Here is a 12,042-nt window from a genome sequence, read left to right on the forward strand (position 1 = left end):
CATGTAAGGGCCTCCGGTGTTGATCGCGCTGGTGGTCTCGGGTTGCATGAGCGGCCCGGCTGGTCCGGTGGGTGGCGTCGAGTTCGGTTCTGAGGGCCGCGTCGTCGAGGCGGCGTGGGGTCTCGTTCTCCTGATTGCCACCGCTGGCCCGGTCACGGAGTCCCGGATGAGGGAAGTGGGCCGGCCCATCGAGGTCGGGCCCGCTTGCAGCACATGAGTGGGTGCCGCGATCGGGATCGTCTCGGCCGGCGCTCGTCGCGCGTGGGGCCGTGACCGTGATCTTCGCGTCGCTCGTCGCGGCCGACCGGAGTCATCGATCCGGGTCGGCAGCGAGGAGCAACCCATGTCAGCAGAACGTCGCCTGGTCGGAGTGGATCTGGGGATCGCCAGCGACCACACCGTCCGCGTGCTGCGCGGTGATGGCAGCGAGGTCTGCCGCCGGCGGGCCCGCCCGACGGTGGAGAGCCTGGCCGCGGTGGAGGCCGCGGCGCTGGCCGGCACGGAGCCGGGCACCCGCCTGGAGGTGGTGATGGAGCCGACCGGGCCGGCGTGGCTGCCGGTCGCGGTGTTCTTCCTCAACCGGGGACACAGGGTGTTCCGGGTGGCCAGCGCCAAGGCCGCCGATCTACGCCGGTTCCTGTCCCGGCACGCCAAGAGCAACGGCATCGACGCCGACACCCTGGCCCGGCTACCGCTACTGGCTCCGCAGAGCCTGCAGCCGCTGGAGCTGCCCGGCCCGGAGGCCGCCGCGCTGGACCGCCGGGTGCGGGCCTGTGACCGGCTGACCCAGCAGGGCGCCGTGCACCAGCGGCGGATCAAGGACCTGGTCCGCCACCTGCTGCCGGACTCGCCGCTGACCGGAGATTTGTCCAAGACCGACCTGGCGGTGCTGGAGCGCTGGGCCGATCCGCGGGCGCTGCTGGCCGCCGGCCGGGCTCGGCTGCTGGCGGTGATCGCCAAGACCTCGCACGGCCAGCAGGGCGCTGCCCGCGCCGACACCTGGCGGGCTGCCGCGGCGGCCGCGCTCGAGCTCTACGGCGACCACCCCGCCGTCGCGTTCACCGATCTGGCCGCCGAGGTAGCCACCGAGGTGCGGCTGCTGCAGGCCGTGCGGACCGAGCTGACCGGCCATGCCGCCGCCCGCGCGGAGGCCTACCGGTTCACCGACCCCGGCGCGCTGGCCGCCAGCCTGCCCGGACTCGCCGAGATCGGTGCCCCGACGGTGACGGCGATCATCGGCCGCCCGGGTCGCTTCCGGACCGGCAAGCAGTTCCGCTCCTTCACCGGGCTGGCACCCAAGGCCAGCGAGACCGGCGACACCGACCGCAAGGGCCAGCCGATGAGTAAAGCGGGCAACAAGCTGCTGCGCACCACGCTGATCCGGGCCGCAGACAACGCCCGCCGCCAAGATCCACAGCTGGCGCGGATCTACTACGTGCAGATGGTCGAGCGCGGCGCCGAGCACCTCAAGGCCTGCTGCGTGGTCGCCGCGCACCTGGCCGAACGGCTGCACGCCGTCCTCGTCCGGGACATGCCCTACGTCGTCTGCGACATCGACGGCACGCCGGTCGACCCGGCCCAGGCCAAGCAGCTCATCGCCGAGCACTGGACCGTCCCGGCCGAGATCCGGGCCCGACGGCGCAGTCGCAAGGCCACATCGAGCGGCAGGGCGGGGAAGGCCCCTCAGCAAGTCCACGCAGGACATGACAGGTCAGACACCCGAAGGGTCGACAAACGAGGCGACCTTCCCCGCGCTGCCAGCGTGCTCGGCTCCCGAACCCCGGTCAAGACAGGGACTTGACGGCCAAGCGGCCATAGGGAATCAGGAGACCCCGGTGTGCCGCGGGGCGCTGCGGCGCTCGCGGCGGCCCAGGTAGCGCGGGATGACGTCGCGCCAGCCGGGCGGAGCGAAGCCGGTGGCCTTGATCCGGCCGAGGTCGAGGACGCTGTTGAGCGGACGGTGCGCCGAGTCGGGCTTGTCGGCCATGTAGGCGCGAGTGCTGACGCCTTGCACGTCCTCGGCGTTCCGGCCGCAGACGGCGAAGACCGCCTTGGCCACCTCGCACCAGGAGACCGGATCGCCGTCGCTGGTGAGGTTGTACGTGCCGTAGGGGGCGCCCACGTCGAGCAGGTGCACGATGCCGTCGGCCAGGTCGCCGGCGAAGGTCAGCCGGCCGATCTGGTCGTCGACGACGCGGGGCGAGACGCCGGCGTCGGCCAGGCCGGCCATGGTGCGCACGAAGTTGCGGCCCTGGCCCACGACCCACGTCGTCCGCACGATGTAGTGCCGCTCGACGGCCGCGGCTCGCTGGTCACCGTCGGCCTTGCTCTGGCCGTAGACGCTCAGCGGCGACGGCGTGAGGTCCTCGGAGATCGGGCCGGGATGGGTGCCGTCGAAGACGTACTCGCTGGAGACGTGGACCAGCGTCGCGCCGGCCCGGTCGGCGGCCTCGGCCAGATGGGCGACGGCGTCGACGTTGGCCGCGCGCACCGCATCGAAGTTGGCCGGGTTCTCGGCGCCGTCGACGTCGGTCCAACCGGCGGCGTTGACGATCGCCGCGACGCCGCTCCAGTCGTAGGCGCGGACAGCGGCCGCGTCGGAGACGTCGAGCGCGGCCCGGTCCAGCGCGACGGCGCCGGGCAGCCGCTCCCGCAACGCGTGGCCGAGCTGCCCACCGGCGCCGACGACGACGATCCGCTCCGGGGCGATCACTGCCCTTGCGCCGCGTACTGGGCCTCGACGGCGTCCTTCTGCGGGCGCCACCACTCCTCGTGCTCGCGGTACCAGTCGATGGTGGCGGCCAGGCCGTCGCGGAACTCGGTGTAGCGGGGCGCCCAGCCCAGCTCGTCGCGCAGCTTGGTGGCGTCGATGGCGTAGCGCAGGTCGTGGCCGGCGCGGTCGGTGACCGAGTCGAAGGCGTCGGTGGGCTGCCCGGTGAGCTCGAGGATCAGCTGCAGCACCTCGAGGTTGTTCTTCTCGCCGTCGGCACCGATGAGGTAGGTCTCCCCCGACCGGCCCTTCTCGAGGATGAGGTGCACGGCCGAGTTGTGGTCGTCGACGTGGATCCAGTCGCGCACGTTCTCCCCCGCGCCGTAGAGCTTGGGGCGCAGGCCGGAGAGCACGTTGGTGATCTGCCGCGGGATGAACTTCTCCACGTGCTGGTAGGGCCCGTAGTTGTTCGAGCAGTTCGAGATCGTGGCGTGGATGCCGAACGAGCGCACCCAGGCGCGCACCAGCAGGTCGGAGCCGGCCTTGGTCGAGGAGTAGGGGCTGCTCGGGTTGTACGGCGTCTCGGGGGTGAACTTGGCCGGGTCGTCGAGTTCGAGGTCGCCGTAGACCTCGTCGGTGGAGATGTGGTGCAGCTTGACGCCGTGCTTGCGCACGGCTTCGAGGATCGCGAACGTGCCGACCAGGTTTGTCTGCAGGAACGGCGAGGGGTCGCGCAGCGAGTTGTCGTTGTGCGACTCGGCGGCGAAGTGGACGACGACGTCGTGCCGGGCGACCAGCCTGTCCACCAGTTCGGCGTCGGCGACCGAGCCGTGCACGAACTCGATGTCGTTCCGGACCGGCGCCAGTGAGGCCTCGTTGCCGGCGTAGGTGAGCGCGTCGAGCACCGTGACCTCGTGCTCGGGGTGCTCGCGCAGCGTCTGGTGCACGAAGTTGGCGCCGATGAAGCCGGCGCCGCCGGTGACGAGCATGCGCATCGTCGGAGAACCTCCGCTGTCGTCTCCCAGCGCGGCGGTGCCACCCGGGTCCCGCCGGGCGGGAGTTGGTCAGTGTTCGACGGTAACCGCGCACGCCGGAGCATGTGCGAAGGCATGCGTCAGGAGAGACCTGCGGGACTGGAGCCGGTCTCGTGCCGTCAGCTGGAAACTGGGCGTTGGGCGGCGTCGCCGACCGGCGCGTCCAGGGTCTGGGCGTCGGCCGCGCGGCGCAGGGCCCATTCGGCCGGGAGCACCAGGCGCGGGGCAACGCCGACGAGCACGGCAACCAGGAACGCGACGGCGGCGAGCGCCTCCCCCGACTCCTCGAGGTAGGTGGCCGCCGCGGCGATATTCGCGCCGGAACTGCTGACGGCGGCGGAGATGGCCGAGAGCCCGACGGAGGCGACCGCGTAGAGGGCGAGCACGCCGAGCACCCGGCGCCGGTCACGGCGTTCGGTGCGGCTGAGGAACCAGAGAACGGCGACGACTGCGGCGGCAGCGGCCACGCTGATCGCGAGCGCCCCCGCTTCGCCGACGGCGTCGCTGAGTGAACTCATCGCGTCGGCGTGCACGGTGCTGCCGGCCTTCACCGTCGCGATGAGTCCGGCGACCAGCCCGACGCCGAGCCACCAGGCCCGGCGACCGGGCAGTTGGGAGGCGCCGGCGACGGCGGCGATCGCCGCCACCGCGAAGAGAACCGCGACGAACAGTCGAGGCACCGAGTAGGGGGCGTCCATGGAGAAGGCGGTGGCTACCGGCCCCGAGTCACCACGGAGACGGACGACGAACCCGACGGTTTCCAGCGCCACCGCGAGCGCCGCCAGGGCGATACCGACGGGTGGCAGCGGTACAGCACGACGGCGAGAGCTGACGACGTGCTGCTGTGGCGCCGAGCCCCACTCGGGCAAGGCAGCGGTTGTCAGGGATCCGCCGACACCTGGCCGACGCTGCTCCGCCACGCGGATCCCGCGGCCGATGACGACAGCGGCCACGACGGCGGCGAACGCCCACACGGCCACCGCTGCGAGAACCCAGACCCACCACACGCTTTCCCTATCGGCAGTCCGAGAGAGGAACGTGAACGAACGGTCCCGAACAGTTGACCGAGTATCGGGTTAGTAGGCCCCGCTGCCGCGCAGCACGGCGCCGGCGGTCTTCCAGAGGATCATGAAGTCGAAGGCCAGCGACCAGTTCTCGACGTACCGGACGTCGATGCGCACCGACTCGTCCCACGAGAGATCCGAGCGGCCACTGACCTGCCACAGGCCGGTCAGACCGGGCTTCACGAGGAAGCGCCGGTGCATGTCGTAGCCGTACTGCTCGACCTCGCGCTGCAGCGGCGGGCGCGGCCCGACCAGGCTCATGTCGCCCTTGACCACGTTGATCAGCTGCGGAAGCTCGTCGATGGAGTAGCGGCGGAGCACGCGCCCGACCCGCGTGACGCGAGGGTCGACCTTCTTCTTGAAGAGCACCCCGTTGCCATCGCTGTCATCAGCCAGCTCGTCGACCATCCGATCGGCGCCGACGACCATGGTGCGGAACTTCAACATCGAGAAGGTCATGCCATCACGGCCCACCCGCTCCTGCCGGAAGAACACCGGCCCGCGGCTACCCAGCTTCACCGCGAGGGCGACGGTGACGAGCACCGGAGCGAGGAAGATCAAGCCGAGGGTGGCGCTGGTGCGATCGAAGGCTTCCTTCGTGAGCCGCCGGATGCCGCGCAGCTCCGGGCGTTCCATGTGCAGCAGCGGCAGGCCGCACACGGGGCGGATGCGCACTCGCGAACCCACGAGCTCGGTGATGGCCGGGGCCAGGAGCAGTTCGGCGTCAGTGTCCTCCAGGTCCCAGCCCAGGCGACGCAGCGTCGGCCCGTCGAGCTCGGGGCAAGGCAGGACGGCGACGGTGTCGACCTCGTAGGCCTTGACGATATCGGCCACCTGGCTGAGGTCGCCCAACACCGGCATTCCGTTGAACGCGTCCTTGCCGGGCTCGAGCTGGGAGCCCGGCAGGCAGCAGCCGATGACGCGGTAGCCGTGGAAGGCCTCGCGATCCAACTGCTCGTCGAGCGCGGCGACTCCACCGCGGTGCCCGACGAGGATCGTGGTCTGCATCTTCCCGCCGTGTCGCCGCGCCCGGTGGAGCGCCTGGCGCTGCGCGTAGCGGCTGAGCAGAGTCAGGGCCGTTGCCAGCGGCAACGCCACGACGACGAACCCGCGAGCCATGTCCAGCTTGAAGGCCCAGGACACCGTTCCGACGGTCGCCAGCATGAGGACAGCAGCGGCGGTGACCCGGCGGAACTCCTCCGCGCCGACCCACAGGAAGCGCTCCTCGTACGCCCGCGCCACTGTCATCGCCAGCACCCACACCAGCGGCATCAGGACAGCGAAGACGAAGGGGACGGTCGAGGACTCCATCTCGGCAGGGCCGAAGCGCACCAGGTAGCCCACCGCGGCGGCGATCGCGGCTACCAGCGCGTCGACGGCAACCAGTCGACGGACGTAGGCGTTCCGCCAGGCCCGCCGAGCGGATGTCCCCTCCCCGCGCAGGCGCGGGGCGACGAAACCCCAACCTCGGCCGCGGCGGACAGCTTCGACCTCACGTACTGCATCAGAACGCGTGACAGCCATAGAGAAAAACGCACCCCCGTGCGATCGACAGCCCTCGTCGACCCGGGAGCGGGCTGCGTGGCTGACTCTGCGTTGACTACTGCCGTGAACTACATCGTTCTGCCGGCGTGAAGCACGTTACGGAACTAGCACCACCCTTACCAAGAGTTCGCTGGAGTCAATCAAGTCACACCAATCTCGCGGGGAACCGGGAATCAGCCGGCCCGGCGCCCCAACGCTCGGTAGCTCCAGCCGGCCCCGGTCCACAGATCACGGTCTAGGGCGTTGCGGCCGTCCAGGACGCGCTTCTGTGCGACCACCTCGCCGAACGCCACCGGGTCGAGTTCGCGGTACTGCTTCCACTCGGTCAGCACGAGCACGGCATCGGCGCGCTCCGCTGCCTCCTCCGCGGTCTCGGCGTAGTCGAGCTGTGGCCACAGCCTCTTGCTGTTCTCGACCGCCGCTGGGTCGGTCACGCGAACGACCGCCCCCTGCAACTGCAACTGAGCAGCGACATTGAGGGCTGGGGAGTCCCGGATGTCGTCGCTGTCAGGCTTGAAGGCGGCGCCGAGCACCGCGACCCGCTTGCCGAGCAGCGAGCCATCGCAGACCTCGCGAGCCAACTCGACCATGCGGATGCGCCGACGCATGTTGATGTTGTCGACCTCCCGCAGGAAGGTGAGCGCCTGGTCCGCACCCAACTCGCCGGCGCGAGCCATGAAGGCGCGGATGTCCTTCGGCAGGCAGCCGCCGCCGAAGCCCAGACCGGCGTTGAGGAACTTGCGACCGATCCGGTCGTCGTAGCCGATCGCGTCGGCCAAGAGCTTCACGTCTGCGCCCGTGGCTTCGCACAGCTCGGCCATGGCGTTGATGAACGAGATCTTCGTGGCGAGGAAGGAGTTCGCGGCGGTCTTGACCATCTCCGCGGTGGCGTAGTCGCTCTCCACCTTTGGGGTGCCTCGCTCCACGATGGCCGCGTAGACCTCGTCGAGGAGTGCCCGAGCGGTGTCACCGTCAGCGCCTGCCGGAAGTCCGTAGACCAGCCGGTCGGGGTGCAGCGTGTCCTGGACGGCGAAGCCTTCTCGCAGGAATTCCGGGTTCCAGGCGAGCAGCGCACCGGGAACCTTGCTCGTGACGAGCTCGGCGAGGCCGGCGGCCGTGCCGACCGGGACCGTGGACTTCCCGACGACGAGCTCTCCCGGCGCCAGGACCCCGAGGAGCGACTCGACGGCACCTTGCACGTAGCGCATGTCGGCGGCGTACTCGCCGCGCTTTTGCGGGGTGCCGACACAGACGAAGTGCACCGAGGCACCGGCGGCGTCGGCGAAGTCGGTGGAGAACCGCAACCGGCCCGTCGCCAGGGTGCGCTCCAGCAGCTCCTCGAAGCCGGGCTCGAAGAAGGGCGCCCGCGTCTGAGACAGCGCCTCGATCTTCGCCTGGTCGACGTCGATCCCGACGACGTCGTGCCCGAGCTCCGCCATGGACGCCGCGTGCACCGCGCCGAGGTAGCCGCAGCCGATGACTGAGATTCGCACTTGTCCTCCGTGATCCCCGTTCGTGCCACGGCGATACTCGTGGCACGTAGACGGTACGGGGGGCGACAAGCACGGGACCAGACCACGGGCGGGTGACCGCGCTTCTCCGCCTATTCCGCGGCCGGCAAGCCGCCGCACGCCCGATCGGCTCTGACCCCGCGCGATCTGGTTTTGTTGGGGCCGCCGGTTCAGCGGCGAACCAGGCTCTGGCGCCTCGCCCGGGAGTCCCCTTCGGGGTGAGAAGCCGACCGGCAGTGCGTTCCACGCCCGTACCCTCGACCCGATGGTCCGGCTGACGGGGGTCGCATGAACGCCGAGGAGAACGACGCGCCCACACGGGGCGCGAACGATGTCGCACCGCAGACCGAGGCGACACCGGCATCCGACGTCACCACAGCTGGCATGAACGACGAGCCCGACGAGGTGTCCACCAGCGACACAACCCGCCCCGGCAGGGTCCGCCGGGTGCTCATCGGCCTGGGCGTCGTGCTGGTGGTCCTATCGCTCCTCGTGGCAGGCGGTTCTTGGTACCTGGTCAATCGCTACGCGGGCAACATCGACCGCATCGCCGACGTCTTCCGCGGCTTGGACGAGGGCTCGAGGCCCGCTCCGCCCACACCGGCCCAAGAGGCCGCTGAGGAGCCATTGACCTTCTTGCTCGTCGGCTCCGATACCCGCATCAGCGCAGAGCAAGGCGAGGACCCCGGCGGGCGCTCGGACACGATCATGATCGCCCGCTTCACCGGAGACCGGAAGAACGCCCAGCTCATCTCGATTCCCCGTGACTCCTGGGTGGACATCCCAGGCCACGGCATGAACAAGATCAACGCGGCCTACGCGTTCGGTGGCCCGACGCTGCTCATCCAGACCATCGAACAGGCGACACAGGTCCGCATCGACCACTACATGGCCATCGATTTCGACGGCCTCATCCAGATGACCGACGACCTGGGCGGTGTCGACGTCGTGGTCGCCGAGACGACGAGCAACGGGCCCTACACCTTCGAGGCCGGCACGAACCACCTCGACGGCGATCAGGCGCGCTGGTACCTCGCCCAGCGTTACGGACTGCCCGGTGGCGACTTCGACCGCGTCAAGCGACAGCAGCAGTACCTGCGGGCCATGTTCATCCAGCTTTTCGAGTCAAGCACCTTCACGGATCCAGGACGCTTGGACCGCACGCTGCGGGCGGTTACAGACGCGGTCAGCGTCGACGACACGTTGAGCAACAGCGATCTGGTCAGGCTGGCCTTCTCCCTGCGCAACGTGCGGCCGGAGAGCATCGACTTCTTCACCGCGCCGGTGTTGGGCACGGGCATGGAGGGGCCAGCCAGCGTCGTCTACCTCGACGGTGCCACCGGTGAGCGCATGTGGAACTACCTCCGCAACGACTCACTCGGAAGGAACGCCGCCGAGTTCGGCGCCGAGGCGCTGCCGGACATACCTCGCTGAAGGCTTCGACCTAACCGTCGTGCGATCAGCGAAGCTCGGTCAATTGGCGTAGCAGGGGTAGCAGGGCCTCGGCGATGGCCTCTGCGACCTCCTGGTGCACCTCGACCGGGTGCCCAATGGGATCGCGCACGTCGTCCCCATCTCCCCCGCCCTGTCGCCGTGTCCGCGCGGACGCGAGTGCCGCGACGAGACTCTGTGCCCGCTTCGCGAGCGAGTCGCCGGGCAGAGATGCCGCCGGGGGCACGTACGCCAGCAGGGCGGCGGCTTCTCGGAGGGTGAAGGTTCGGGCGAGGCCGCGGGGGGCGCTGGCGAGCACGTCCCGGCGGTGGGTGCGAGTCATGGTCAGAATCAGGTCCGCCTGCGCCGGTAAGGCCTCGGTGAGCTGCCGGGCGCGGAAGTCCCCCGGCTGTGCACCGAAACCGGCGAGGACGAGTGCGCTGTCCGGGTGCATCCCCGAGCCCACGACAGCGCGCGTACCCGCGCTGATCAGCCGGACGTCTGTGGCGGAGGCCCCCAAAGCCTCATCGAGATAGGCGCGTCCCAACCGTTCGGCGAGTGCGGACCGACAGATGTTGCCGGTGCAGACCAGCAGGATCGTGAAGGCCGGGGACATGTCTCCGGAACTACTCACCAGCACATTGTGCGGTTAGTACGCCCCTGAGCCACGCATCACCACCCGAACCGCCTTCCATATGATCATGAAGCGGGTGGCGGACAGCCAGTCTCGACAAGGTGGGGTGACGCCCCGCCAAGTGACGTCACCCGACCAGGTGAAGTGACCCCAGTCAGGCGGACACCTCGGTCTGTGTCACCTGCTGCTTGATGATCTTCTCGTAGTCCGCCGGGCTGAGGTTGTCCAGCCGACTGTGGCGACGCTGCGGGTTGTAGAAGCCCTCGATGTAGCTGAAGACCTCCATCTCCAACTCGTGCCGGGTCGGCCAGGCCCGTTGGTAGACCAGCTCCTCCTTCAGCGTGGCGAAGAACGACTCGGCCATCGCGTTGTCGTAGGCGCTGCCGACGCGGCCCATCGAGGCCAGCACGCCGGAGGTGCGCAGCGTCTTGCCGAACTCGTAGCTGGTGTACTGCCCGGACTCAACCGGTGGTCGCAACACCGGCTCGTGGGAGTGAGCGTAGGTGCTCGTCGAGAGATTCGGCCGGTGTCTTCCAGCTGAGGGTCTTGCGCGGCCTGCCGTTGAGGGCTGCGGCGACGGCCTGGAGGTCGTCGGCGGTCCACCGGGACAGGTCAGTGCCCTTGGGGAAGTACTGCCGCAGCAGGCCGTTGGTGTTCTCGTTCGTGCCGCGTTGCCAGGGGCTGTGTGGGTCAGCGAAGTAGACCGCGAGCCCGGTGTCGATCTTGAGCTGGGCGTGCTGGGCGAGCTCCTTGCCGCGATCCCAGGTCAGTGAGCGACGCAGCTGGGCGGGCAGCGTGGTGATCTGCGCGGCGATCGCGTCCCTCATGGCTTCAGCGCCGTAGCCGCCGAGCGCGGGGCCGTTCTTCACTCGCGGTTCCACGCCGTAGCCGGCCATCCGCGGTAGGTGCAGCAGCATCGTGAACCTTGTCGTGCGCTCCACCAGCGTGCCGATCGCTGACCGATCAGTGCCGATGATCAGATCACCCTCCCAGTGCCCCGGAATCGCGCGGTCGTCGGCCTCGGCCGGACGTTCGCTGATCATGACCTCAGGAGTGACATGGCCGCCGGCGCGCTGGCGGGCCCTGGAGCGCGGGACGCGTAGCGCCCGGCCGGTCCGTAGACAGGCGACCAGTTCGCGCCGCAGCGCGCCGCGGCTCTGCACGTAAAGCGCCTGGTAGATGGCCTCGTGGGAGATCCGCATGGAGTCATCGTCGGGGAAGTCGACCGGCAACCGGTGGGCGATCTGCTCAGGGCTCCACGCGGTCGCCCACCGGCGGTCGGCGCGCCGGGGCTTGTTCCGGCCCGTCCACTCCGGCGTGGCCGGCCCGGCCGCCGCCGTCCCGTCCGGGCGCCGGATCTCTCCGGCCAGCCGGTTCTGGACGTAGGCGCGCAGCCGGTCGTTGTCGACCAGTTTCGCGGTCTTTGGGCGACGCGCCATCAACTCCGCTTTCCACTGCGCGATCCCGGCTCGGTAGTCCAGCCGCCCACCGCGGGTGGCGGCGTTGCGCCGCAGTTCGCGGGAGATCGTCGACGGCGACCGGCCCAGGCGTCGAGCGATCTCCCGGACTCCCACGTCCTGCGCCCTCAGCAGGGCGATCTCCTCCCGCTCGGCGAACGACAGATACCTGCCCGACGACGGAGCGAGGTCGATCAAGGGCATGCCGCCGCGTTCCCGGAACCACCGTGACCCGACCGGTCCCGAGACACCGCACGCGAGCGCGGCGTCCTCGCTGGTGAGCCCCGCCGCGATCTTCACCCAGAACGCGCGCTCCACATCGCGGCGGATCGGCGGCCTGCCCGGCGACCGCATCGCCGGCCGCCCCGTCAACGTCGTCATCCATCCTGCTGGCCGTCCCATCAACACACCCGTTCTCATCGGGGTGTTGCGACGACCAATTGAATCCGCCCTGGCTGCCGCGGTCGCTGTGGTGGACCACGCCGGGCCGCGGCTTGCGGGCGAAGATCGCCATGCCGACCGCATCGAGGACCAGCTCCCGACGCAGGTGGGTGGCCATCGCCCAGCCCACCACCCGCCGGCTGCAGGCGTCCATCACCACCGCCAGGTAGCGGAACCCCTCCCAGCTGCGCAGATAGGTGTGGGGTCGGGCCGCA

At 69.9% G+C, this 12,042-nt stretch carries 10 protein-coding genes and 1 pseudogene; 2 read left to right on the forward strand and 9 right to left on the reverse strand.

All coding sequences use genetic code 11. The annotated features are described in order from the left end of the window. Positions 1-343 precede the first annotated feature (343 nt). A complete protein-coding gene (locus tag A6V29_RS02745) occupies positions 344-1,801 on the forward strand; it encodes a transposase (protein WP_137158870.1) in 1,458 nt (485 codons plus the stop codon). A gap of 21 nt (positions 1,802-1,822) precedes the next feature. Here the strand turns inward: A6V29_RS02745 and A6V29_RS02750 are convergent, their stop codons facing one another. The 5 genes from A6V29_RS02750 to A6V29_RS02770 form a co-directional block, all read right to left on the reverse strand. Then, positions 1,823-2,713 (reverse strand): SDR family oxidoreductase, encoded by an 891-nt coding sequence (locus A6V29_RS02750; protein ID WP_170977662.1) that lies wholly within the window; start codon positions 2,711-2,713, stop codon positions 1,823-1,825. Beyond that, positions 2,710-3,705: a dTDP-glucose 4,6-dehydratase gene (gene rfbB / locus A6V29_RS02755; RefSeq protein WP_137158871.1), complete on the reverse strand. Its 996-nt coding sequence runs from the start codon at positions 3,703-3,705 to the stop codon at positions 2,710-2,712. The genes A6V29_RS02750 and rfbB overlap by 4 nt, the downstream gene beginning before the upstream one ends. Before the next feature lie 158 nt (positions 3,706-3,863). Next, positions 3,864-4,613, reverse strand: coding sequence for a hypothetical protein (locus tag A6V29_RS02760; protein ID WP_249932958.1), 750 nt, complete (start codon positions 4,611-4,613; stop codon positions 3,864-3,866). A 207-nt stretch (positions 4,614-4,820) separates the two neighbouring features. Further along, positions 4,821-6,332: a sugar transferase gene (locus A6V29_RS02765; RefSeq protein WP_137158873.1), complete on the reverse strand. Its 1,512-nt coding sequence runs from the start codon at positions 6,330-6,332 to the stop codon at positions 4,821-4,823. 194 nt (positions 6,333-6,526) lie between these two features. Then, positions 6,527-7,846, reverse strand: coding sequence for a UDP-glucose dehydrogenase family protein (locus A6V29_RS02770; protein ID WP_137158874.1), 1,320 nt, complete (start codon positions 7,844-7,846; stop codon positions 6,527-6,529). A gap of 306 nt (positions 7,847-8,152) precedes the next feature. Between A6V29_RS02770 and A6V29_RS02775 the strand changes: the two genes are divergently transcribed. Continuing rightward, positions 8,153-9,298, forward strand: a complete 1,146-nt coding sequence (locus A6V29_RS02775) for an LCP family protein (RefSeq protein ID WP_249932959.1) — start codon at positions 8,153-8,155, stop codon at positions 9,296-9,298. Positions 9,299-9,323: 25 nt separating this feature from the next. Here the strand turns inward: A6V29_RS02775 and A6V29_RS02780 are convergent, their stop codons facing one another. The 4 genes and pseudogenes from A6V29_RS02780 to A6V29_RS02795 form a co-directional block, all read right to left on the reverse strand. Further along, positions 9,324-9,911: an arsenate reductase/protein-tyrosine-phosphatase family protein gene (locus tag A6V29_RS02780; RefSeq protein WP_137158875.1), complete on the reverse strand. Its 588-nt coding sequence runs from the start codon at positions 9,909-9,911 to the stop codon at positions 9,324-9,326. Positions 9,912-10,083: 172 nt separating this feature from the next. Then, complete coding sequence (locus tag A6V29_RS02785) at positions 10,084-10,407, reverse strand: IS3 family transposase (protein ID WP_137158876.1); 324 nt, start codon at positions 10,405-10,407, stop codon at positions 10,084-10,086. Then, a complete protein-coding gene (locus A6V29_RS02790) occupies positions 10,391-11,767 on the reverse strand; it encodes an IS30 family transposase (RefSeq protein WP_137158879.1) in 1,377 nt (458 codons plus the stop codon). The genes A6V29_RS02785 and A6V29_RS02790 overlap by 17 nt, the downstream gene beginning before the upstream one ends. An 82-nt stretch (positions 11,768-11,849) precedes the next feature. Then, positions 11,850-12,020 (reverse strand): annotated as a pseudogene (locus A6V29_RS02795) (DDE-type integrase/transposase/recombinase); the annotation flags it as partial. Positions 12,021-12,042 lie beyond the last annotated feature (22 nt).

It is taken from the genome of Blastococcus sp. CCUG 61487 (assembly GCF_005222955.1).
GTDB lineage: Bacteria > Actinomycetota > Actinomycetes > Mycobacteriales > Geodermatophilaceae > Blastococcus.